The sequence below is a fragment of the Serratia sp. K-E0102 genome, assembly GCF_029962625.1.
GTDB lineage: Bacteria > Pseudomonadota > Gammaproteobacteria > Enterobacterales > Enterobacteriaceae > Serratia > Serratia sarumanii.
The window spans coordinates 438,302-461,705 of record NZ_CP124754.1 but is presented as its reverse complement, the minus strand read 5'-3'; the positions used below and the strand labels follow the sequence as shown (position 1 = coordinate 461,705).

16 protein-coding genes are annotated in these 23,404 nt (G+C 62.4%); 12 read left to right on the top strand and 4 right to left on the bottom strand.

All coding sequences use genetic code 11. The annotated features are described in order from the left end of the window. Positions 1-97: 97 nt before the first annotated feature. The 6 genes from argF (at position 98) to SSARUM2_RS02080 (ending at position 8,328) form a co-directional block, all read left to right on the top strand. On the top strand, positions 98-1,117 hold the full coding sequence (argF, locus tag SSARUM2_RS02105; protein WP_033648630.1) for an ornithine carbamoyltransferase: 1,020 nt from the start codon (positions 98-100) through the stop codon (positions 1,115-1,117). A gap of 195 nt (positions 1,118-1,312) precedes the next feature. Then, positions 1,313-2,881, top strand: a complete 1,569-nt coding sequence (locus SSARUM2_RS02100; protein ID WP_033648631.1) for an ABC transporter substrate-binding protein — start codon at positions 1,313-1,315, stop codon at positions 2,879-2,881. A gap of 298 nt (positions 2,882-3,179) precedes the next feature. After that, positions 3,180-4,115: an aspartate carbamoyltransferase gene (gene pyrB, locus SSARUM2_RS02095; RefSeq protein WP_033636864.1), complete on the top strand. Its 936-nt coding sequence runs from the start codon at positions 3,180-3,182 to the stop codon at positions 4,113-4,115. Positions 4,116-4,127: 12 nt separating this feature from the next. Further along, positions 4,128-4,592 carry an aspartate carbamoyltransferase regulatory subunit gene (gene pyrI, locus SSARUM2_RS02090; protein WP_033636863.1) on the top strand — a complete coding sequence of 155 codons (465 nt, stop codon included), beginning with the start codon at positions 4,128-4,130 and terminating at the stop codon, positions 4,590-4,592. Positions 4,593-4,749: 157 nt separating this feature from the next. Continuing rightward, positions 4,750-5,136, top strand: a complete 387-nt coding sequence (gene ridA, locus SSARUM2_RS02085; RefSeq protein WP_033636862.1) for a 2-iminobutanoate/2-iminopropanoate deaminase — start codon at positions 4,750-4,752, stop codon at positions 5,134-5,136. Between the two features lie 204 nt (positions 5,137-5,340). After that, entirely contained in the window at positions 5,341-8,328 is a 2,988-nt protein-coding gene (locus tag SSARUM2_RS02080; RefSeq protein ID WP_060452823.1) for a non-ribosomal peptide synthetase, read from the top strand. 36 nt (positions 8,329-8,364) lie between these two features. Here SSARUM2_RS02080 and SSARUM2_RS02075 read toward each other — a convergent pair whose 3' ends face one another. Together SSARUM2_RS02075 and mgtA are read right to left on the bottom strand one after the other, a co-directional pair. After that, positions 8,365-10,755 (bottom strand): family 20 glycosylhydrolase, encoded by a 2,391-nt coding sequence (locus tag SSARUM2_RS02075; protein WP_060452846.1) that lies wholly within the window; start codon positions 10,753-10,755, stop codon positions 8,365-8,367. Between the two features lie 211 nt (positions 10,756-10,966). Next, entirely contained in the window at positions 10,967-13,675 is a 2,709-nt protein-coding gene (mgtA, locus tag SSARUM2_RS02070) for a magnesium-translocating P-type ATPase (protein WP_060452824.1), read from the bottom strand. A 423-nt stretch (positions 13,676-14,098) separates the two neighbouring features. On the opposite strand from mgtA, the gene treR reads away from it, so the two are divergent. From treR to treC, 3 genes are all read left to right on the top strand, one after another. Then, complete coding sequence (gene treR / locus SSARUM2_RS02065; protein WP_033652784.1) at positions 14,099-15,046, top strand: trehalose operon repressor TreR; 948 nt, start codon at positions 14,099-14,101, stop codon at positions 15,044-15,046. A gap of 129 nt (positions 15,047-15,175) precedes the next feature. After that, complete coding sequence (gene treB, locus SSARUM2_RS02060) at positions 15,176-16,591, top strand: PTS trehalose transporter subunit IIBC (RefSeq protein ID WP_060452825.1); 1,416 nt, start codon at positions 15,176-15,178, stop codon at positions 16,589-16,591. Positions 16,592-16,860: 269 nt separating this feature from the next. Continuing rightward, positions 16,861-18,525, top strand: a complete 1,665-nt coding sequence (gene treC, locus SSARUM2_RS02055) for an alpha,alpha-phosphotrehalase (protein ID WP_125460811.1) — start codon at positions 16,861-16,863, stop codon at positions 18,523-18,525. Positions 18,526-18,554: 29 nt separating this feature from the next. On the opposite strand, the gene SSARUM2_RS02050 is transcribed toward treC, so the two are convergent. Beyond that, a complete protein-coding gene (locus SSARUM2_RS02050) occupies positions 18,555-19,079 on the bottom strand; it encodes an NAD(P)H-dependent oxidoreductase (protein ID WP_060452847.1) in 525 nt (174 codons plus the stop codon). Between the two features lie 106 nt (positions 19,080-19,185). Between SSARUM2_RS02050 and SSARUM2_RS02045 the strand changes: the two genes are divergently transcribed. From SSARUM2_RS02045 to nrdG, 3 genes are all read left to right on the top strand, one after another. After that, a complete protein-coding gene (locus SSARUM2_RS02045) occupies positions 19,186-20,100 on the top strand; it encodes a LysR family transcriptional regulator (protein ID WP_033648638.1) in 915 nt (304 codons plus the stop codon). A gap of 244 nt (positions 20,101-20,344) precedes the next feature. Then, positions 20,345-22,483, top strand: coding sequence for an anaerobic ribonucleoside-triphosphate reductase (gene nrdD, locus SSARUM2_RS02040; protein WP_039567719.1), 2,139 nt, complete (start codon positions 20,345-20,347; stop codon positions 22,481-22,483). 168 nt (positions 22,484-22,651) lie between these two features. Then, positions 22,652-23,116, top strand: coding sequence for an anaerobic ribonucleoside-triphosphate reductase-activating protein (gene nrdG / locus SSARUM2_RS02035; RefSeq protein ID WP_039567952.1), 465 nt, complete (start codon positions 22,652-22,654; stop codon positions 23,114-23,116). Positions 23,117-23,121: 5 nt separating this feature from the next. Here nrdG and SSARUM2_RS02030 read toward each other — a convergent pair whose 3' ends face one another. Then, on the bottom strand, positions 23,122-23,397 hold the full coding sequence (locus SSARUM2_RS02030) for a type II toxin-antitoxin system mRNA interferase toxin, RelE/StbE family (protein ID WP_038879053.1): 276 nt from the start codon (positions 23,395-23,397) through the stop codon (positions 23,122-23,124). Positions 23,398-23,404 lie beyond the last annotated feature (7 nt).

The window sequence follows — 23,404 nt, the reverse complement described above, 5'->3', positions numbered from 1 at the left end:
ACGATAAACGTGAAAGATTTCCTCGCTGGGGTTGAATTTGAATATTCATACATATAAAGTGAATTTTAATTCAATTAAGCAATCAGGGAATCGGACTATGAGCACCGGCAATGCGTTCTACCAACGTCACTTTCTGAGGTTAATGGATTTCACCCCCGCCGAGCTGCAGGCGCTGCTGAAACTGGCGGCCGATCTGAAGCAGGCCAAGAAGCAGGGGCAGGAACAGCGCCGGCTGCAGGGCAAAAACATTGCGCTCATCTTCGAAAAAGACTCGACCCGCACGCGATGCTCTTTCGAAGTTGCCGCATTCGATCAGGGCGCGCAGGTCACTTACCTCGGCCCGAGCGGCAGCCAGATCGGCCATAAGGAGTCGATGAAAGACACCGCCCGGGTGCTGGGCCGCCTGTACGACGGTATTCAGTATCGCGGCTACGGCCAGGCGCTGGTGGAAACCCTGGCGCAGCACGCCGGCGTGCCGGTGTGGAACGGCCTGACCGACGAGTTCCATCCCACCCAATTGCTGGCGGACCTGCTCACCGTGCAGGAACACCTTCCGGGCAAGGCGCTGAGTGAGGTGAAGCTGGCGTACGTCGGCGACGCGCGCAACAACATGGGCAACACGCTGCTGGAAGCCGCCGCGCTGGCGGGCATGGATCTGCGGCTGGTGGCGCCTAAGGCCTGCTGGCCGCAGGCGGAGCTGGTGGCCGAGTGCCAGGCGCTGGCGCAGCAAACCGGCGCGAAACTCACCCTGACCGAAGACATCGCCGAAGGGGTGCAAGACGCCGACTTCCTCTACACCGACGTGTGGGTGTCGATGGGCGAACCGAAAGAAACCTGGCGGGAGCGTATCGCGCTGCTGCGGCCGTATCAGGTCAACATGGCGATGCTGAAGCTGACCGGCAACCCGAACGTGAAGTTCCTGCACTGCCTGCCGGCGTTCCACGACGATCAAACCACGCTCGGCAAGCAGATGGCGCAGCAGTACGATCTGCACGGCGGCATGGAAGTGACCGACGAAGTGTTCGAGTCGGCGCACAGCGTGGTGTTCGATCAGGCGGAAAACCGGCTGCACACCATCAAGGCGGTGCTGGTCGCCACCCTGAGCGAAACCCTCTGACCGCCCTCCCCTCCGCCCTGGCGCCCCCGGCCAGGGCGGCTAATATATTCCAGGAATATCAAATAGCGGATTGACCTTTGCTCACCGCCGGCAAAGGCTCTACCGTGACAGGCCGACGGCGCCCGCGCCGTAAAAACCAACGATAACAAACCGTTCTCAGCGCCGCCTGGCGGCGCCTTCAGGGGATACACACCGATGAAAGCCAAACTCTTGCCGCTGTTCCTGCTCGCCGCCCTGCCCGCCGCCGCGTTAGCCGCCACGCCGCCGAATACGCTGGTGGTGGTGCAATCGCTGGATGACATCGTCAGCCTCGATCCGGCGGAAGCCAACGAACTCTCCAGCATCCAGACGGTGCCCAGCCTGTATCAGCGGCTGGTGCAGGCGGATCGCGACGATCCGGCCAAGGTAGCGCCGGTGCTGGCGGAAAGCTGGCAGAGCGATGCGGCGGCCAAAACGCTGACGGTGAAACTGCGGCCGCAGGCGGCGTTCGCCTCCGGCAACCCGCTGACCGCCGACGACGTGATCTTTTCCTACAGCCGCGCGGTCAAGATGAACAAGTCGCCGGCGTTCATCCTCAACGTGCTCGGCTGGCAGCCGGACAACATCGACGCGCAGTTGAAGAAGATCGACGAACATACCGTGCAGCTGCGCTGGACGGCGGACGTCAGCCCGGCGGTGGCGCTGAATATTCTTTCGACGCCGATCGCTTCGATCGTCGACAGCAAGGCGGCGCTCGCCAACGTCAAAGACGGCGACTTCGGCAACGCCTGGCTGAAAATGCACTCCGCCGGCAGCGGCCCGTTCAAGATGCGCGTCTATCAGCCGCATCAGGCGATCGTGCTGGACGCCAACCCCACCACGCCGGGCGACAAGCCGCAGCTGAAAAACATCATCATTAAAAACGTGCCGGATCCGGCCACCCGCCGCCTGCTGATCCAGCAGGGCGACGCCGATATCGCCCGCGAACTGGGCGCCGATCAGACCGACACGCTGAAAAACCAGCCGGGCGTCAAGGTGCTGGAGATCCCGTCCGCCGAACAAAACTACCTGGTGTTCAACACCGGCAACGGCGCCAATCCGCTGCTGAACAACCCGGCCTTCTGGGAAGCGGCGCGCTATCTGGTGGATTATCAGGGCATCACGAAGGATCTGCTGAAGGGCCAATACTTCGTGCACCAGAGTTTCCTGCCGGTCGGGCTGCCGGGCGCGCTGGAGACCAACCCGTTCAGCTACGATCCGGCCAAGGCGAAAGCCATCCTGGCCAAGGCGGGCATCACCCACGCCACCTTTACGCTGGACGTAGAGAACAAGCCGCCGTTCATCACCATCGCGCAGGCGCTGCAGGGCAGCTTCGCCGCCGCCGGCGTGAAGGTCGAGCTGCTGCCTGCGGCGGGCAGCCAGGTTTACTCCCGCGTGCGCGCCAGGCAGCATCAGGCGGCGATCCGCCTGTGGATCCCGGATTATTTCGACGCCCACTCCAACGCCAGCGCCTTCGCCTACAACGACGGCAAAAGCAGCACGGTGGCCGGGCTGAACGGCTGGCAGATCCCGCAGTTGAACCAGCAGACGCTGGCGGCGCTGGCCGAAGCCGATCCGGCCAAGCGCCGCACGCTGTACACCGCCATGCAGCAGGAACTGCAGCGCAGTTCGCCGTACGTGTTTATCGATCAGGCCAAAACCGAAGTGGTGCTGCGCGACAACGTCAAAGGCTACCAGCAGGGGCTGAACGCCGACATGGTCTACTACGATCGCGTCAGCAAATAGCCGGCGGGTGGCCATCGCCGGCCAATCGATTGCGGGGCGGCAAAAAACGGCGTTTTAACGCTTGCAGTGGCGAAAAGCGCGAGTATAATGCGCCACAATTTGCCAGGAGAAAGCATGAAAAACGACGTTTGTTTTGTTAGCCGCAATCGACAAAACCTACTGCCTATCGGCGGCCAGCTGCCGTTGTTTCTCCTGTTGCTAAACCGATCGTTTCAAGCCCCTCGTTGAGGGGCTTTTTTTTGCCTTGAGAATATCCCAAAGTCCCGCGCCACGGGCACGCGTCGAGGAGGAGTGAAAAATGGCCAATCCGCTGTATCACAAACACATCATCTCTATTAACGATCTCAGCCGCGAGGATCTGGAGCTGGTGCTGCGCACCGCCGCCGGTCTGAAAGCCAATCCGCAGCCGGAACTGTTGAAACACAAGGTGATCGCCAGCTGCTTCTTCGAAGCCTCGACCCGTACCCGCCTGTCGTTCGAAACCTCGATGCACCGTCTCGGCGCCTCGGTAGTCGGTTTCGCCGACGGCAGCAACACTTCGCTCGGCAAGAAAGGCGAAACCCTGGCCGACACTATCTCGGTGATCAGCACCTACGTGGACGCCATCGTGATGCGCCACCCGCAGGAAGGCGCGGCGCGCATGGCCGCTGAATTCTCCGGCAACGTGCCGGTGCTCAACGCCGGCGACGGCGCCAACCAGCACCCGACCCAGACCCTGCTGGATCTGTTCACCATCCAGGAAACCCAGGGCCGCCTGAGCAACCTCAGCATCGCCATGGTCGGCGACCTGAAGTACGGCCGCACCGTGCATTCGCTCACCCAGGCGCTGGCCAAGTTCGAAGGCAACCGCTTCTACTTCATCGCCCCGGACGCGCTGGCGATGCCGGCCTATATCCTGAAAATGCTGGAAGAGAAAGGCATCGAGTACAGCCTGCACAGCAGCATTGAAGAAGTGGTGCCGGAGCTGGATATTCTCTACATGACCCGGGTCCAGAAAGAGCGCCTCGATCCTTCCGAGTACGCCAACGTGAAAGCGCAGTTCGTGCTGCGCGCCGCGGATCTGGCCGGCGCGCGCGCCAACCTCAAGGTGCTGCACCCGCTGCCGCGCATCGACGAGATCGCCACCGACGTGGATAAAACGCCGCATGCCTACTACTTCCAACAGGCGGGCAACGGCATCTTCGCCCGCCAGGCGCTGCTGGCGCTGGTGCTCAACGCAGATTTGGCTCTTTAAGGGGGAACCGCCATGACTCACGACAACAAACTGCAGGTCGAAGCGATCAAATGCGGCACGGTGATCGACCACATTCCGGCGCAGATCGGTTTCAAACTGCTGACGCTGTTCAAGCTGACCGCCACCGACCAGCGCATCACCATTGGCCTGAACTTGCCCTCCAACGCGCTGGGCCGCAAGGATCTGATCAAGATCGAGAACACCTTCCTGACCGAGCAGCAGGCCAACCAGCTGGCGATGTACGCGCCGAAGGCCACGGTAAACCGCATCGATAACTACGAAGTGGTGCGCAAGCTGACCCTCAGCCTGCCTGACCACATCGACGGGGTGCTGACCTGCCCGAACAGCAACTGCATCAGCCGCAGCGAGCCGGTGGCGTCGAGCTTCAGCGTGAAGCCGCGCGACGGCGAAGTGCACCTGAAGTGCCGCTATTGCGAGAAAGAGTTCGAGCATCAGGTGGTGTTGCAGGCCGACTGAATTCTGCCCTTTTAGCGGGAGCGGCGCTGTTAATCTGCGCGTCACTCCCTATAATGGGTGCCTGAAAATAACTCTACCCACGTTGCTACCCACCGAATTTCAAGCTGCGGCCGACCGCGCGGCGGCGTGAAAGACAACGGGTCTATCAGGAGAAAACATGTCACGTAATATCAGCACTGAACTCGCCCCGGCAGCCATTGGTCCTTACGTGCAGGGCGTTGATCTGGGCAGCATGATCATCACTTCCGGCCAGATCCCGGTCGATCCGAAAACCGGCGCCGTCGCCGACGACGTGGCCGCTCAGGCACGCCAGTCGCTGGAAAACGTCAAAGCGATCGTCGAAGCCGCCGGCCTGATCGTTGCCGACATCGTGAAAACCACCGTGTTCGTGAAAGATCTGAACGACTTCGCCACCGTTAACGCCGCGTACGAAACCTTCTTCACCGAGCACAGCGCGCCGTTCCCGGCCCGCTCCTGCGTGGAAGTGGCGCGTCTGCCGAAAGACGTGAAGATCGAAATCGAAGCCATCGCCGTGCGTCGTTAATCGACACGCACGCGAATGACGGTCAGCTTCGGCTGGCCGTTTTTATTGGTAAGAATTTTATTAATCCAATTAATTTATAGCGATAGCGTAATACCGCTCACATTTACAATCCCACAATAAAAATACGCCTATAATTATTTCTCACCCGGCCGGGTCATTGCTGTTTCATTTCGTTCACTCCGTGAATAATGACAGGAGATAACCATGGCACCTAGCGTATTGGATTATTTTATCCAACAAGCTTCCCGTTATCCGGAAAAAACCGCCGTCGTCGGCGATAATAAACATCTGACCTACCGTCAATTGGATGAAGCCAGCAGCGCACTGTGCACGCGCCTGAAACAGGAAGGGGTTCGGCCCGGCGATGCCGTGCCGCTGGTCGCGCAGCGCACGGTGGAATTACCGATCGGCATGATGGCGATCGCCAAGGCCGGAGCCTGCTATATTCCCATTGACGCCCGCTATCCCGAACGGCGCATTCGCAATATTATCGAACAAAGTGGCTCGCCGATAATCCTCTTCAGCAACCATGATGCCCGTGTAAATATCGACAACCTCTCGCGCAAAGTCCTTTCCATTGATAATATTTCCCTGACTAAAGTTTCCATAACTGTATTTTCCCCTCTGCCCTCCGATGCGCTTGCCTATATTATTTTCACCTCCGGCACCACCGGCGCGCCCAAAGGCGTCATGATCGAACACCGTTCGCTGTTAAACCTGCTCCTCTGGCATAACCAACGTTTCGCGATGGATGAACACAGCCGTTCCACGCTGATTGCCGGCGTCGGTTTTGACGTGGCGCAATGGGAAATCTGGGCACCGCTGATCTGCGGCGGCACCCTGTATCTGCCGCACGAGGAGACCCGCCTGCAGCCGGACGCATTGCTGGCCTTCTTCGCCCGGCATCGCCTCACCCACGCCTTTGTCCCTACGGTATTGGTGCCGGAGGTCATCGGCGCGCCGCAGCCCGCCGGGCTGGCGCTGAAATACCTGTTCACCGCCGGTGAAAAGCTGAATCCGCTCGAGCTGCGCGGCATCGGCTATGCAGTGGTGGATTACTACGGCCCGACGGAGGCCACCATCTTTGCCACCTGCAACCGCGTGCGCTGCGCGACGCAAAACCCGCCGTCCACGATTGGCCGGCCCATCGCCGATACGCAGGTATTCATCCTCGACGAGCGCCTGCGGCCGGTAACCGACGGCGAATCTGGCGAGCTCTGCATCAGCGGCCTCTGCCTGGCGCGCGGCTACCTGAACGCCCCGCAGCTGACCGCCGAGCGTTTTGTCACTTCGCCGCACGTCGGCGGCCAGCGCTTGTACCGCAGCGGCGATCGGGCGCGCCGCTTGCCTGACGGCCGCATTCAGTACCTGGGGCGCCTCGACGCCCAGGTCAAAATCCGCGGCAATCGCGTGGAACTCGGTGAAATCGGCAGCCTGATGACGCAGGTCTCCGGCGTAAAAACCGCCATCGCCCTCGTCAATCAAACGGACAATCCGAGCGACAAGCGGATCCTGGCGTTTTTGACCGGTGAAGATCCCGGCGGCGATCTCATTGCACGGGTTAAACGGCAGCTTCAGGATCAGCTGCCCGCCTACTCTCTGCCCGCCGAGTACCGGCATCTGGATCGGTTGCCGATCAACGCCAACGGTAAAATCGACCAGGCGGCGCTGTTGGCCCTGGCGCCCGAGGCTCAGCCGGCCCCTGCTGAACCGCTCGACGGCCACCAGCGGATCGTCGCCGATCTGTGGCGCAGGCTGCTGAAAATCGATCATATCCGCGCCGACGATGATTTCTTCGCGCTGGGCGGGCATTCGCTGCTGGCGGCAAACCTGGCAAACCAACTGGGTAAAGCGTTCGCGGTCAAAACCTATGTGCGTGATATCTATGCATACCCGAACCTGACGACGCTGGCGCAGGCGATGAAGCAACGCCAGGGACAAGAACAAACGCCTGAACCTCAAGACGGCGAGCCGGCACGCGCCTTGCTGGATGACGTGTATTTGCCGTCGGATCTCGTCATCGATCCGACGTTCGATGCGCGGCAAATCAGCGCGCCGCGCGCCATTTTGCTGACCGGCGCCACCGGCTTCGTCGGCGCGCACCTGTTGGCCGATCTGCTGCGCACCACCGACGCCGAGCTGTACTGTCTGGTGCGCGACGGCGCCAAACTGCCGCCGAGACAGCGGCTGGAGGCGGTGCTGCAGCGCTACCGGATCGCGTTGAGCGCCGGGCAGCGCGCACGCCTCCATATCCTGCCCGGCGACGTGGCGGAACACCATTTCTCGCTGGCCCCGGCGGCTTACCGGGTGTTAAGTCAGGATATCGATCTGATTTACCATTCGGCCAGCGCGGTGAATTTTATCCAGCCTTACGCCTACATGAAGCGCGACAACGTACAGGGCCTGCGGGAAATCATTCGTTTCGCGGCGCATAGCCGCACCAAGCCGCTGATGCTGCTGTCGACCATCTCCGTTTACAGCTGGGGGCATCTGCACACCGGTAAGCGGGTGATGCGGGAAAGCGACGATATCGATCAAAACCTGCCGGCGGTCAGCCGCGATATCGGCTACGTGCGCAGCAAATGGGTGATGGAGAAAATCGCCGATCTGGCGGCGAAGCAAGGCCTGCCGCTGATGACGTTCCGCCTGGGCTACGCCACCTGCCACAGCCGCACCGGCGTCAACGCCGATTACCAATGGTGGGCGCGGCTGGTGAGAACCTGCATCAGCAGCGGCACGGTGCCGGATTTACGGGATCTGCGCGAAGGGTTGACCACGGTGGATTACATGACCCGGGCCATCGCCCACGTCTCTCGCAACCCGCAGGCGCTGGGGCAGAAATTCAACCTGATCCATCAAGGTGACAATAATCTGACGCTGCGTGAGTTTTTCAGCCTGCTGGAGCGCGAGTTCGGTTATCGCTTTCATCCTCTGCCCTTCGCACAGTGGCGGGCCCAATGGGAAAACGACAGCGACGCGCCGCTGTACCCGCTGCTCAGCCTGTTCAAGGATCCTATGGTGGACGAGCTATCGACGGTGGAGCTCTATCAAGACACCTATCGGTGGGACTGCCGCAACCTGCAACGCTTCCTGCAGGGCAGCGGCATCGATGAGCCGCGCTTCACCCGCCAGCTGCTGCTGAATTACCTGCAGCACGCCATCGGGTATGCGCCGCTGTCGCTTCGGGCGTAACAAAACCGGGGCTCAGCTGGCCGAGCCCCGTCACCCTCACTCCATTTTAAGCCCCCGCAGCAGCGCCTCCAGCGGGTACACCGCCGCAATCACCACCTCGTCGCGCGTCTGCGCCGCCGCATCCAGCTGGCGCTGCGCTTGTTCGGCCTCGGCCCGGCTCAGCGGTTTGTCCTGCTGATGGCGATCCAGCAGCGTTAAGCCCAGCGTGGCCAAAGCATCGACGTCCTGCGCCACCGGCGCCAGATCGCGCAGCGTGCGGTTGCCCGCGATCGCCGTCTGCAGCGCCGCGCCGTTCGCCTGCCAGCGTTGCAGCCGTTCGCGCAGCGCCTGCGCCGCCGCCTTATCGCGCTTATCCTTCAACAAGGCCGCGACCTGTGCCTGCATGTCGCGCACCGCGCCGCTCTCCGGCGGCAGCGCATCGGCAAAGCGGTTCAGCGGTTCGAACTGGTGATAGTTGCCGGCCTGGAACTTCAGGTGCTGGCGGGTGTAATACTGCGCCGGCTCCACCGCCTCGGCCAGGATCTGCAGCGGCACGATCTGCACGCTGTTGCTTAATCGGGTGAATTCGCGCGCCGTTTCCGCGTGCTGCTGCAGGCCGACCGACACCACCGACCAGGCGTCGATCGCCGCCAGCCGCCGGTACATGTTGTTTTCGTCGGTGACGTCCTGCGCCGACCACAGCCGCTCCGCCACCGCGAAGGCGCGCGGCCACAGCTTGAGATCGAGAAGCGGCGCGCGCACGTTTTCCGCCCACAGCGCCGCTTCACCGCCGAGAATGTTGGCCTGCCCCTTCTCGTCCGGCACCACCGGCATCTTGCCCGCCGGCACCGCCGCCAGCTTGTCGCCGCTGGTGGGGTAACGCACGTTGCCGACCAACGTATAGCCGCTGAGCTTGTCCTGCTGCAGCGTGAACACCGGCCGCGTGTCACCCATCCAGGTATCGACGCGGAACGTCACCTGCTGCGGCGTGCGCCAGACAATGTCGTGCGCCGCGCGGCGCGATTTGCCGTTGAAATCGATAAAGCCGCGCCAGCCCTGCTTGCCCTCGATCAGCGTGAAGCTGCCCTCCACCGCGCTGCCCTTCAGGCGCGGCATGCTGAAGCCCCAGCTTTGCGCCTGCTCGCCAGGTTGCACCGCCGTCTCGATCCCCAGCGGCTGCGGCAGAATTTCATTGCGGTAGTGATAGGCGGTGCTTTGCGGCTGATCGAGGTAGAAACCGGTGGAGAGGATGCCCTGATAGCCGTCCTGCGCGCTGGCGCCCAGCGAGTCTTGCCCCTGCCAGGACTGAATGACGATCGAGCGCGGCAGCGACGGATGATAGATCTCGTCCCAGCCGACCATCTGCCGCTGGTGCTTCTCGAGGATCTTTTCCAGCTTCTGGTTGAAGTAGGCCTGCAGCGCATGGGTATCCGCCAGCCCGTTCTTCTGCATAAACGCCTGAATCGACGGCGACGCCCGCCACTGGCTGGCGTCCACCTCGTCGCCGCCGATGTGCAGATAAGGATCGGGGAAGATCGCCGCCAGCTCGCCGACGATCGTGTCGACAAACTGATACACCTCGTCGCGGGTCGGATCGAGCGTCGGCTTATGCACGCCCCATTCGCGCTCCATCCGATACGGCCCCGGCGCGCTCATCAGGTCGGGATAGGCCACCGCAATGCTGGAGGCATGCCCCGGCATGTCGATCTCCGGCACCACGCGAATGCCGCGCGCCGTGGCGTAAGCCACCACCTGCCGCATCTGCTCGCGGGTGTAGAACTGGCCGTCGCTGGCCTGCTGTTGCAGCTTGGGATAATGCTCGGAGGCAAAGCGCCAGCCCTGATCGTCGGTCAGGTGCCAGTGGAACACGTTAAGCTTGGCCGCCGACATGCCGTCGAGCTGGCGCAGAATGTCCGGCAGCGGCAGGAAATGACGCGCCGAATCCAACAAAACGCCGCGCCACGGAAAACGCGGCACGTCGCGGATATCCACCAGCGGCAGGAAGGTATTTTGCCCGTCGGTCTGCAGCAGCTGCAGTAGGGTCTCCATGCCGCGCAGCGCGCCGAAGCGGGTGTTGGCGCTCAGCGTGGCGCCCTGCGGCGTGACCGCCAGCCGGTAACTCTCATCGCTGCCCGGCAGCGGCTGCGCCGCCACCCGGTCCTTGATCACCACCTTGATCGCCGCGCCGTTCGCTTCTTCCATCGGCGCCAGCGTCCAGCCGGTCTGCAGTTCGATGCGCTGGCGCCAGCGCGGCAGCGCGTCGCCCAGATCGTCGCCCTGCAACGTCAGAGACAAACGGTGATCCAGCACCAGCTTGCCCGCCGGTTGCGTCACTTCCACCTGCTGCGGCCAGGGCATCAGCGGCAGATCGCCGGCCGGCTGCGCCAGCGCGCCGCAGGAAAACCATAACGATGAAGCCAGTAGCGTATAACGGAAAGGTCTGTGCATCGGAAATTCCTCAGAGGAAAAAAACAAAATATCCCCAATGAATTTCAAACCACCGCCAGGCGATAAACAACAACGCGGTGGCTTGAAAGGCGCAGGGGAAAACAGCCAACGCTGTAGATAAAGACTCAGCCCAGAACAGATGTCCAACCGTTGCGGTGAAAAAGCGGACGGGATCACAGTTGCCCCCTCCCGGCCGGAGGGGGCGAGCGGGTTATTGCCAGCCGTAGCGGCGCACGAACCAGCCTTTCACGCACTGGGTCAGCACCATGTAACCGGCGAGGATCAGCACCAGCCACGGGAAGTAACCGAGCGGCAGCGCCTGCAGCTGCAGGAAGCCGGCCAGCGGCGAGAACACCAGGCCGATGCCGGTGGCGATCACCGCCAGCGTCATGATGCACAGCGGCCAGGACGGGCGGCTCTGGATAAACGGAATTTTGCGCGTGCGGATCATGTGGACGATCAGCGTTTGCGACAGCAGCCCTTCCACGAACCAGCCGGACTGGAACAGCGTCTGCATTTCCGGCGTGTTGGCCTTGAATACCCACCACATCAGGCTGAAGGTCAGCACGTCGAAGATCGAGCTGATCGGCCCGAAGAACACCATAAACCGCCCCAGATCGGCGGAGTTCCAGCGCTGCGGCTGGGTGATCTGATCGTCGTCGACGTTATCGAACGGGATAGCGATCTGCGAGATGTCGTACATCAGGTTCTGAATCAGCAGGTGCAGCGGCAGCATCGGCAGAAACGGCAGGAAGGCGCTGGCGATCAGCACGCTGAACACGTTACCGAAGTTGGAGCTGGCGGTCATCTTGATGTATTTCAGCATGTTGGCGAAGGTACGGCGCCCTTCGATCACCCCCTGCTCCAGCACCATCAGGCTTTTTTCCAGCAGAATGATGTCCGCCGCTTCCTTGGCTATGTCCACCGCTGAATCGACGGAGATGCCGATATCGGCCGCGCGCAGCGCCGGCGCGTCGTTGATGCCGTCGCCCATAAAGCCCACCACGTGCCCCTGGCGGCGCAGCAGTTTGACGATGCGCTCTTTGTGCAGCGGCGTCAGCTTGGCGAACACCGTGGTGCGCGCCGCCGCCTGCGCCAGCTGCTCGTCGTCCATCTGTTCGATCTCGCTGCCGCGCAGCAGGCGATCGGCCTCCAGCCCGACGTCCCGGCACACTTTGGCGGCCACCAGCTCGTTGTCGCCGGTGAGGATCTTCACCGTGACGCCGTTCTGTTTCAGCGCCGCCAGCGCCGGTGCGGTGCTCTCCTTCGGCGGATCGAGGAAGGCGACGTAGCCCTCGAGGATCAGATCCGACTCATCCGCCACGCCGTATTCATGGGTTTGCGCCGGCAGGATCTTGTTGGCCACCGCCACCACCCGCAGCCCCTGCTGGTTGAGATCGTCGGTGATGCGGCGAATGCGCGCCAACAGCGCCTCGCTCAGTGGGATCACCTCGTCTTCGTGGCGCACGTGGCTGCAAATCGCCAGCATCTCTTCCAGCGCGCCCTTGCACACCAGCTCGTGATACTCATTGTCCTTGGCCACCACCACCGACATGCGGCGGCGCACGAAATCGAACGGGATCTCATCCACCTTGCGGTAGTTTTGCAACGCCGCCGGCTGCCGATTCTGCTCCGCGCAGCTCAGCACCGCCACGTCGAGCAGGTTTTTCAGCCCGGTCTGGTAGAAGCTGTTCAGCCAGGCGTAGCGCAGCACCCGCTCGCTGCCGGCGCCGAACGCATCGGTGTGGCGCTCCAGCACGATCTTGTCCTGGGTCAGGGTGCCGGTCTTGTCGGTGCACAGAATGTCCATGGCGCCGAAGTTCTGGATGGCGTCCAGGCGTTTGACGATCACCTTCTGGCGCGACAGCTTCACCGCCCCTTTGGCCAGCGTCGAGGTGACGATCATCGGCAGCATTTCCGGCGTCAGCCCGACCGCCACCGACAGCGCGAACAGCGCCGCTTCCCACCAGTCGCCCTTGGTGTAGCCGTTGATCAGCAGCACGATCGGCGTCATCACCAGCATAAAGCGGATCAGCAGCCAGCTGACCTTGCTGATGCCGCTCTGGAAGGCGTTCGGCTGCTGCTCCTGGCTGGTGACGCGCTGCGCCAGCTGGCCGAAATAGGTGCCGCCGCCGGTGCCGATCACCATCGCCAGCGCGGTGCCGCTGACCACGTTGGTGCCCATGAAGCACAGGTTCTGGCAGTCGAGCGGATCGGCCGCCGGCAACTGCGGCGCCGCGGATTTTTCCACCGGCAGCGATTCGCCGGTCAGCGCAGCCTGGCTGATAAACAGATCCTTGGCCGACAGCAGGCGCAGATCCGCCGGGATCATGTCGCCGGCCGCCAGCTTGACGATATCGCCCGGCACCAATTGCGCGATCGGCAGCTCCACGTGTTCGCTCTTGCCGGTGAGCGCATCGCTGCGGATCACCGTGGCGGTGTTGCTCACCATCGCTTTCAGCGCATCGGCCGCCCGGTTGGAGCGCGCCTCCTGGATGAAGTTCAGCAGCGTGGAGATCAGCACCATCAGCGCGATCACCAGCGCGCCGGTGAGATCCTCGGTGGCGTACGAGATCATGCCGAGCGCGGTCAGCAGCAGGTTGAACGGGTTGCGGTAGCAGTGCCAGAGGTGTTGCCACCAGGCCTCTTTCTGCTGATCGTCGATGACGTTCTCGCCGCAGCGCCGGCGCACCTGCTCCGCCTCATGGGCGGTGATGCCTTCCGGGTGGCTGTGAAAACGCTCAAACAGCTGCATCGTCTCTGCGGCGGCGCATTCCAGCCGCTGTTGCGCCAGGCCGGCCGGCATATCGTGCGCAGCGCCGCCGACGCCGTCCAGCAGGCTGTCGCGGCGCACCAAACGGCGCGGAAGGCCGCGGGCGAACAGGCCCAGCAGCTGACGGGGGAGTTTTTTCAGTTTCATGGTTCGCACCTCGTCGCCCGGTGCCTCACGGCAGCGGGTAAACGGGGATCGTCATCGGCCGGGCGGATGGCGGGTGCGCCAAAAAGCCTCTGCCAACGCAGATCCTTATTCTTTTTTCAGCAGCAGGAGCGAACGACGAAGCGCGCGCCACCGGTTACCGTGATGTACTTCACCGGTAAAACAGCAGCGCCAGGCGGAAAGGTTTTACCGGTGAACCGAGTGAGTGTCTAAAGCGGTCGGGTCGGGGTCCATATGGGGAATCACCTCCGGTAAAGGGAAAAACAGAGCGGCAGGAGCGGCCGTTCAGCGCAGTACAACAATCCCGTATTGCCTCAAGATCCGCGTGGGAAAATGAGCTATGCTGACGGGCATTGTTTTACAGGCCATTATGTTACGCCTGTCCACCTCAACGAAAAGTAAACCATGCAAAACCGGCTGACCATCAAGGACATCGCACGCCTGAGCGGCGTAGGCAAATCCACCGTCTCACGGGTGCTGAACAACGAAGGCAGCGTGAGCCCGCAGACCCGCGAACGGGTGGAAGCGGTGATCCGTCAGCAAGGGTTTACCCCCTCCAAGTCGGCGCGCGCCATGCGCGGCCAGAGCGACAAAGTGGTGGGCATCATCGTTTCCCGTCTCGATTCGCCGTCGGAAAACCAGGCGGTGCGCACCATGCTGCCGCTGCTGTATCAGCAGGGTTTCGATCCTATCGTGATGGAGAGCCAGTTCGAAACCCGCCTGGTGCAGGAGCACCTGCACGTGCTGCGCCAACGCAACGTCGACGGCGTGATCCTGTTCGGCTTTACCGGGCTGACCGCGGCGATGCTCAAACCGTGGCAGGAAAAAATGGTGGTGATGGTGCGCGAATACGACGGCTTTTCGTCCGTCTGCTACGACGACGCCGGCGCGGTGAACCTGCTGATGGATCGCCTGTATCGGCAAGGGCACCGGCACATCGGCTATCTGGGGGTGCAGCTCAGCGACGCCACCACCGGCCAGCGCCGCTACCAGGCCTATCTCGACGCCTGCGAGCGCCTCAAGCTCACGCCGCGCGCCACGCTGGGCGAGCTGAGCTACCAGAGCGGTTTCCAACACGCCGCCGAGGTGATCGACCCGCACACCAGCGCGCTGATCTGCGCCTCCGACAGCATCGCCCTGGGGGCGATCAAATACCTGCAGCAGCAGCCGACGCACGCCATCCAGGTGTGCGCCATCGGCAACACCCCGCTGCTCAGCTTCCTGTTCCCCGACACCCTGTCGGTGGAGTTCGGCTACGGCAGCGCCGGCCTGCTGGCGGCGCAACAGCTGCTGGCGCAGCTCAACGGTGAACAGGGGATCCGCCGCCTGGTGGTGCCCAGCAAACTTTCCTGATTAAAAGACGACCATTTTTTGTCATTTTGTGATCCTCGCCCCAAACCGGGAACGTTCCCATTCCATAAAAAAATCCGAGTGACTAAGCTTTGATCATTACTCAGCCAACACCTCTGCAGGTATCCCATAATGAGCAAAGTAAAACAGCAGGATATTGATCGCCTGATTGTTTTGGTCGGCGGCCGCGAAAACATCGCCACCGTCAGCCATTGCATTACCCGGTTGCGTTTCGTCCTCAACGACCCCAGCAAGGCCAGCCCCAAGGAAATCGAAGAGCTGCCGATGGTCAAAGGCTGCTTCACCAACGCCGGGCAGTTCCAGGTGGTGATCGGCACCGACGTCGGCGACTACTATCAGGCGCTGATCGCCAGCACCGGCGTCAACGAGGCCGACAAAGAACAGGCCAAGGTGGCCGCGCGCCAGAACATGACCTGGACCGAGCGCACCATCTCCCACTTCGCCGAAATCTTCTTCCCGCTGCTGCCGGCGCTGATCAGCGGCGGTCTGATCCTCGGCTTCCGCAACGTGATTGGCGACATCCCGATGTCCGGCGGCCAAACGCTGGCGCAGATGCACCCGGCGTGGAAAACCATTTACGACTTCCTGTGGCTGCTCGGTGAAGCGATCTTCATGTTCCTGCCGGTGGCCATCTGCTGGTCGACGGTGAAAAAGATGGGCGGCACCCCGGTGCTCGGCATCGTGCTGGGCGTCACCCTGGTGTCGCCGCAGCTGATGAACTCCTACCTGCTCGGCCAGCAAACGCCGGAAGTGTGGAACTTCGGCTGGTTCGTGATCCAGAAAGTCGGCTATCAGGCGCAGGTGATCCCGTCGATCCTGGCGGGCATGGCGCTGGGCTGGATCGAAACCCGGCTGAAAAAGATCGTCCCCGACTACCTCTATCTGGTGGTGGTGCCGGTAGTTTCGCTGCTGCTGGCGGTGTTCCTGGCGCACGCGCTGATCGGGCCGTTCGGCCGCATGATCGGCGACGGGGTTGCCTGGGCGGTGAAAGCGGTGATGACCGGCAGCTTCGCCCCGGTGGGCGCCGCGCTGTTCGGCTTCCTGTATGCACCGCTGGTGATCACCGGCGTGCACCAGACCACGCTGGCCATCGACATGCAGATGATCCAGAGCATGGGCGGCACCCCGGTGTGGCCGCTGATTGCGCTGTCCAACATCGCGCAGGCCTCGGCGGTGCTCGGCATCATCATCATCAGCCGCAAGGCCAACGAGCGTGAAATCTCGGTGCCGGCGGCGATCTCCGCCTACCTCGGCGTGACCGAACCGGCGATGTACGGCATCAACCTCAAATACCGTTTCCCGATGCTGTGCGCGATGATCGGCTCCGCGATCGCGGGCCTGATCTGCGGCCTGGACGGCGTGATGGCCAACGGCATCGGCGTCGGCGGCCTGCCGGGCATCCTGTCTATCAAACCGCAGTTCTGGCTGATTTACTCGCTGGCGATTCTGGTGGCGATCGTCATCCCGCTGGTGCTGACCATCATGGTCTACAAACGCAAGGCCGCCCGCGGCGAGCTGCCGGATTGATTGACGCAAAATACGCAACATGAATGTAGGGGCTGGAAATACCCTATAGCTTTCGAGCTGCAGCTAGGCGGCAAGGGTGTCACAAATCGGTCGGGAACCGATTTGAACAGCGCCTGCGCTGGCCCAAAGGGCGAGCCTCAGGACGAGGCTCGTAATCCCCAGGAGCTTACTCAGGTAAGTGACTGGGGTGCAGCGCCGGCAGCCAACAACGCTGCAGTTTGAAAGATGAAGGGTACAGGCCCGTTGTCACGATTCAAAGGTATACAGCTATGAGCAACCCAACCCCCTGGTGGCAGAACGGCGTCATCTACCAAATTTATCCGAAGAGTTTTCAGGACAGCACCGGCAACGGCTACGGCGATTTGGCCGGCGTGACCCGGCGGCTGGACTATCTGCAGGAGCTGGGCGTCGACGCCATCTGGCTGACGCCGGTCTACGTGTCGCCGCAGGTGGACAACGGCTATGACGTGGCGGACTACTGCGCCATCGATCCGGCTTACGGCACCATGGCGGACTTCGAGCAGTTGGTCGCCGCCGCCCACCGGCGCGGCATCCGCATCGTGATGGACATGGTGTTCAACCACACTTCGACCGAGCACCCGTGGTTCAAGGCCGCGCAGGATCGCCACAGCCCGTATCGCCAGTTTTACGTCTGGCGCGACGGCAAAGGGGATATGCCGCCGAACAATTGGCGCTCCAAATTCGGCGGCAACGCCTGGCAGTGGCACGCCGACAGTGGCCAGTACTATCTGCACCTGTTCGCCGTCGAGCAGGCGGATCTCAACTGGGAACACCCGCCGGTGCGCGAAGAGCTGAAGAAAGTGTGTCAGTTCTGGGCGGACAAAGGCGTCGACGGCCTGCGCCTCGACGTGATCAACCTGGTGTCCAAACAGCAGGACTTCCCGTCCGACAGCCAGGGCGACGGCCGCCGCTTCTACACCGACGGCCCGCGCATTCACGAGTTCCTGCAGGAGATGAGCCGCGACGTGTTCCAGCCGCGCGGCCTGATGACGGTGGGCGAGATGTCTTCCACCACGCTCGAGCATTGCCAGCAATACGCGGCGCAGAGCGGCGAAGAGCTGTCGATGACCTTCAACTTCCACCACCTGAAGGTAGACTACGCCGGCGGTGAAAAATGGACGCGGGCGGCGCCGGATTATGTGGAACTGAAGCAGATCTTCCGCCACTGGCAGCAGGGGATGCATAACCGCGCCTGGAACGCGCTGTTCTGGTGCAACCACGATCAGCCGCGCATCGTATCGCGCTTCGGCGATGAAGGCGCACTGCGGGTGCCGGCCGCCAAAATGCTGGCGATGGTGCTGCACGGCATGCAGGGCACGCCTTATATCTACCAGGGTGAAGAGATCGGCATGACCAACCCCGGCTTCCGCGCCATCGAGCAGTATCGCGACGTGGAAAGCCTGAACATGTACGCCGAGCTGAGCGCCCAGGGCCGCGGCGACGCCGAACTGCTGGCGATCCTGGCGGACAAATCGCGCGACAACGGCCGCACGCCGATGCAGTGGAGCGCCGCGCCGCACGCCGGTTTCACCACCGGCACGCCGTGGATCGGCTGCGCCGAGAACTACCTGCAGATCAACGCCGACGCGGCGCTGGCCGACCTCGACTCGGTGTTTTACGCCTACCGCCAGCTGATCACCCTGCGCAAGCAGTATCCGCTGCTGACCCACGGCGACTATCAGGATCTGGCGCCGGATCACCCGGCGCTGTGGTGCTATCAGCGCAGCTGGAACGGCCAGCGCCTGCTGGTGGTAGCCAACCTGAGCCGCGAACCGCTGGCCTGGGCGGCGGAAGGCGTGGAAGCCTCCGCTCAGTGGCGCCCGCTGATGAGCAACTACAGCGACTCGGCGGACCAGCCGCAGGCGCTGACGCTGCGGCCGTTCGAAGCGGTGTGGTGGCTGCTCGAAGACTGACCCCGCAGGGCGCAGCGATGAACTGCGCCCTACAATGTCCCCATCAGCGCCACCACCCCGGCGGCCTCTTGCGCCAACTGCTCATCGCTCATGTCGCTCACGCCCTGCACCAGATGCGGCGGCAGATAATCCATGCCGGTCAGGTTAGCCAGCGCGTGGAACGGCAGCAGCAGATCCTGCACCGGATAACGGTTGTATCCTTCCGCCGTATAAGCCTGCGCGTTGCCGCCGGTGCTCACCACCAGCTGCAGCGGCTTGCCGTGCAGTTTGGTGCCCTCGCTGCCGTAGGCGAAACCATAGGTTAATACCGCGTCCTGCCATTCGCGTAGGATCGCCGGCGAGCTATACCAGAAAAACGGGAACATCATCACCACCGCATCGTGGCTTTCCAGCAGTGCCTGTTCGCGCGCCACGTCGATGCGGTAATCCGGGTAAGTGCGGATCAGTTCGTGCATGGTCACGTTAGGCAGCGGGCGCACGGCCTCGATCAGCGCCTGGTTGATGCGCGACTCGTCGGGGGTGCGGTGGGCGGTTAACACTAAAATGCGTGACATAAATGATTCCTTGAACGTAAAGAAGATGAGGCATTTTTCCATTTCTGCCGCTTCGGGTGTAGGCTGTTCAAGGTCACTTCAATTTCAACCGAAAGTATCAACCACTATGTCGCTGCCCTTTGACGTGCACCGCCTGCTGCCGGCCTTCCTCGCCGCCGCGCAGGCGCAAAATTTCTCCGCCGCCGCCCGCCAGCTGGGCGTCACGCCGGCGGCGGTCAGCAAAAATATCCGCGCGCTGGAAGAGAAGCTGGCGCTGCGGCTGTTTCAGCGCAACACCCACAACGTGCTGCTGACCGACGAGGGCAAAGCGCTGCTGGCGCAGGTGGCGCCGCTGTGGCAGGCGTTGGCGGCGACGCTGGAAAGCGCCGGCGGCGAACGGCAGGCACCGGCCGGGGTGGTGCGCGTCACGATGATCCCAGGCTTTGGCCGCCAGATGCTGATGCCGTTGATCCCGCAATTTCTGGCGCGCTACCCGCAGATCGATCTCGATCTGTCGCTGGATGCCCGGGTGGTGAATCTGGTGGGCGAAGGCTTCGACGTCGGCATCGGCAGCCGGGTCGATCCCGACAGCCGGCTGGTGGCGCGCCCGCTCTACCCGATGCATATGGTGCTGGCGGCGTCGCCCGACTATCTGGCGCGGCGCGGTGAACCGCAAACGCCGCACGACCTGCTGCGGCACGACTGCCTGCTGCACCGCAACCCCAGCAACGGCCGCCACGTCAAATGGCAGCTGCGCCATCAGGGCGAAACGCTGGCGCTGGATCTGAACGGCCGATTGGTGGTGAGCCGCCCGGAGATGCTGCTGGATGCGGCGCTGGCCGGGCTCGGCATCGTCAACCTGGCGCGCTGGTACCTCGACAAGCACTTTGAGCAGGGCACGCTGCGGCCGGTGCTGGCGGAGTGCTGGCCGCGCCCGGTGCAGCTGTGGCTCTATTACGCCTCGGCGGATCTGCCGCCGCGGGTGCGCGTCTGGGTCGATTTTCTGCTGGAACATTTCCGCGATCGGCCAACCGGCGATTGACGACTGTTCAGCTTGCGCACGCTCTTCCGTTTTCCTTGTTCTACATCAAAAGAATCGCGCCAATATCTATATATAGTGCATTAAGAATTACGAACACCTATATATAGTAGTTATCCACAAAATCATCCACACGCCGCCACAGCCCTTACGCGCTGCGGCTTTGCCCTGTGGATAAGCGAAATTTGACGGTTGCTCGCCACGCCAGGCGGGTATGAACGCTCCCTCGGGGAACAAGGAGTACAACGTGAAACCAGTAGTGATTAAGCGGGACGGTTGCCAGGTACCTTTTGACGAAGCGCGCATCGCGCAGGCCATCGAGCGCGCCGCGCTGGCGGTGGGCGTGGTCGACGCCGACTACTGCGCCACCGTCGCCCGCGTGGTCGCTCAGCGCATGGAGCCGCAGCCGCGCGTCGATATCCACGAGATCCAGCAGGCGGTGGAAAACCAGCTGATGGCCGGCGAGTACAAACAGCTGGCGCGCGCCTATATCGAATACCGCCACGATCGCGACGTGGCGCGCGAGCTGCGCGGCCGCCTGAACCAGGAGATTCGCGGCCTGGTCGAGCAGAGCAACCGCGCGCTGCTGAACGAAAACGCCAACAAGGACAGCAAGGTGATCCCCACCCAGCGCGACCTGCTGGCGGGCATCGTCGCCAAACACTACGCCAAGCAGCACATCCTGCCGCGCGACGTGGTGCTGGCCCATGAACGCGGCGAAATTCACTACCACGATCTCGACTACTCGCCGTTCTTCCCGATGTTCAACTGCATGCTGATCGATCTGAAAGGCATGCTGACCAACGGCTTCAAGATGGGCAACGCCGAGATTGAACCGCCGAAGTCGATCTCTACCGCCACCGCCGTGACCGCGCAGATCATCGCCCAGGTCGCCAGCCATATCTATGGCGGCACCACCATCAACCGCATCGATGAAATTCTGGCGCCGTTCGTCGACGAGAGCTTCCGCAAACACCTGCAGGTGGCGGAAGAGTGGCAGATCCCGGACGCCAAAGGCTATGCCATGGCGCGCACCGAGAAAGAGTGTTACGACGCCTTCCAGTCGCTGGAGTACGAGGTCAACACCCTGCACACCGCCAACGGCCAGACGCCGTTCGTCACCTTCGGCTTCGGCCTCGGCACCAGCTGGGAGTCGCGCCTGATCCAGCGCTCGATCCTGAAAAACCGCATCGCCGGGCTGGGCAAAAACCGCAAGACCGCCGTGTTCCCCAAACTGGTGTTCGCCATCCGCGACGGCCTCAACCACCAGTACGGCGATCCGAACTACGACATCAAGCAGCTGGCGCTGGAGTGCGCCAGCAAGCGCATGTACCCGGACATCCTCAACTACGATCAGGTGGTGAAGGTCACCGGCTCGTTCAAAACGCCGATGGGCTGCCGCAGCTTCCTCGGCACCTACGAGCAGGACGGCGAGCTGGTGCACGACGGCCGCAACAACATCGGCGTCATCAGCCTCAACCTGCCGCGCATCGCGCTGGAGGCGATGGGCGATGAGTCGCGCTTCTGGGCGCTGCTGGATCAGCGCCTACAGCTGGCGAAAAAGGCGCTGATGACGCGCATCGCCCGGCTGGAAGGCATCAAGGCGCGGGTGGCGCCAATCTTGTACATGGAAGGCGCCTGCGGCGTGCGGCTCAAGGCCGACGATAACATCGCCGACATCTTCAAGAACGGCCGCGCCTCAATCTCGCTGGGCTATATCGGCCTGCACGAGACCATCAACGCGCTGTTCGGCGGCGAAAACCACGTGTATGACGACGAAGCGCTGCGCGCCAAAGCGGTGGCGATCGTCGCGCGCCTGCGCGCCGCCGTCGACGCCTGGAAGGACGAGACCGGCTACGGCTTCAGCCTCTACAGCACGCCGAGCGAGAACCTGTGCGATCGCTTCTGCCGGCTGGACACCGCCGATTTCGGCGTGGTGCCGGGCGTCACCGATAAGGGCTATTACACCAACAGCTTCCACCTTGACGTGGAGAAGAAGGTCAATCCGTACGACAAGCTGGACTTCGAAGCGCCCTACCCGCCGTTGGCCAGCGGCGGCTTCATCTGCTACGGCGAATACCCGAACCTGCAGCACAACCTGAAGGCGCTGGAAGACGTGTGGGACTACAGCTACAGCCGGGTGCCTTACTACGGCACCAACACGCCGATCGACGAGTGCTACGAATGCGGCTTCACCGGTGAATTCTCCTGCACCAGCAAAGGCTTCACCTGCCCGAAATGCGGCAACCACGACTCGGCCAAGGTCTCGGTCACCCGCCGGGTGTGCGGCTATCTCGGCAGCCCCGATGCCCGGCCGTTCAACGCCGGCAAGCAGGAAGAGGTGAAACGCCGGGTGAAACACCTCGGCAACGGGCAGCTCGGCTGAAAAACGCCGCGCAGCCTATGCAGAAGCCTGTTCATCAGGCGTGATTGTCGCAGCCAGTTTGCCTTCGACCAGCGCGCACAAACCGGAGCGTACACGCAGTACGTGAGGATTGGCAGCACTGCCCGGAGGCAAAATGGCCAGTAAAATAGCCTGATGGGCAGGCCTCACATGAATTATCACCAGTACTACCCGATTGACGTCGTCAACGGCCCCGGCACCCGCTGCACGCTGTTTGTCGCCGGCTGCGTGCACCAGTGCCCCGGCTGCTACAACAAAAGCACCTGGCGGCTCAACTCCGGCCAGCCGTTCACCCCGGCGCTGGAAGACCGCATCATCGCCGATCTGAACGATACGCGCGTGCCGCGCCAGGGGCTGTCGCTCTCCGGCGGCGATCCGCTGCACCCGGCCAACGTGCCGAGCATCTTAAAGCTGGTGAAACGGGTGCGCGCCGAATGCCCCGGCAAGGATATCTGGCTGTGGACCGGCTACCGGCTGGCGGAGCTGGACGCGCAGCAAATGCAGGTGGTGGACAGGATCAACGTACTGATCGACGGCAAGTTCGTGCAGGATTTGAAAGACCCGGCGCTGATTTGGCGCGGCAGCAGCAACCAGGTGGTGCATAGGTTGCGATGACAACGCTAATTTGGAAATTTCTCACGCTGGTGGGCAATCGAGAAAACCTTAATAACATCATCGACGATGATATACACCAGCAACAGGGAGGCCTTGTTAATGAGCAGCTTACGTGCCTTCCCATACCAAGGCTTACCTAACTCAGGATGATCCAGCAGGCGCTTTACCGCTTTATCTATCTCGTTATCAGCCTGCACTGCCGCCTGTGGATTGAAAATATAAAGAAACTCAAAAATACGTTCCCTGTCCCGTAGCGCTGCATTATCCCATTCGATACGCATAACGATC

What these genes read in the sequence shown, in the direction of transcription:
- argF (WP_033648630.1), top strand. Translation starts at nt 98, where the DNA reads ATGAGCACCGGCAATGCGTTCTACCAACGTCACTTTCTGAGGTTAATG.
- SSARUM2_RS02100 (WP_033648631.1), top strand. Translation starts at nt 1,313, where the DNA reads ATGAAAGCCAAACTCTTGCCGCTGTTCCTGCTCGCCGCCCTGCCCGCC.
- pyrB (WP_033636864.1), top strand. Translation starts at nt 3,180, where the DNA reads ATGGCCAATCCGCTGTATCACAAACACATCATCTCTATTAACGATCTC.
- pyrI (WP_033636863.1), top strand. Translation starts at nt 4,128, where the DNA reads ATGACTCACGACAACAAACTGCAGGTCGAAGCGATCAAATGCGGCACG.
- ridA (WP_033636862.1), top strand. Translation starts at nt 4,750, where the DNA reads ATGTCACGTAATATCAGCACTGAACTCGCCCCGGCAGCCATTGGTCCT.
- SSARUM2_RS02080 (WP_060452823.1), top strand. Translation starts at nt 5,341, where the DNA reads ATGGCACCTAGCGTATTGGATTATTTTATCCAACAAGCTTCCCGTTAT.
- SSARUM2_RS02075 (WP_060452846.1), bottom strand. Translation starts at nt 10,755, where the DNA reads ATGCACAGACCTTTCCGTTATACGCTACTGGCTTCATCGTTATGGTTT.
- mgtA (WP_060452824.1), bottom strand. Translation starts at nt 13,675, where the DNA reads ATGAAACTGAAAAAACTCCCCCGTCAGCTGCTGGGCCTGTTCGCCCGC.
- treR (WP_033652784.1), top strand. Translation starts at nt 14,099, where the DNA reads ATGCAAAACCGGCTGACCATCAAGGACATCGCACGCCTGAGCGGCGTA.
- treB (WP_060452825.1), top strand. Translation starts at nt 15,176, where the DNA reads ATGAGCAAAGTAAAACAGCAGGATATTGATCGCCTGATTGTTTTGGTC.
- treC (WP_125460811.1), top strand. Translation starts at nt 16,861, where the DNA reads ATGAGCAACCCAACCCCCTGGTGGCAGAACGGCGTCATCTACCAAATT.
- SSARUM2_RS02050 (WP_060452847.1), bottom strand. Translation starts at nt 19,079, where the DNA reads ATGTCACGCATTTTAGTGTTAACCGCCCACCGCACCCCCGACGAGTCG.
- SSARUM2_RS02045 (WP_033648638.1), top strand. Translation starts at nt 19,186, where the DNA reads ATGTCGCTGCCCTTTGACGTGCACCGCCTGCTGCCGGCCTTCCTCGCC.
- nrdG (WP_039567952.1), top strand. Translation starts at nt 22,652, where the DNA reads ATGAATTATCACCAGTACTACCCGATTGACGTCGTCAACGGCCCCGGC.
- SSARUM2_RS02030 (WP_038879053.1), bottom strand. Translation starts at nt 23,397, where the DNA reads ATGCGTATCGAATGGGATAATGCAGCGCTACGGGACAGGGAACGTATT.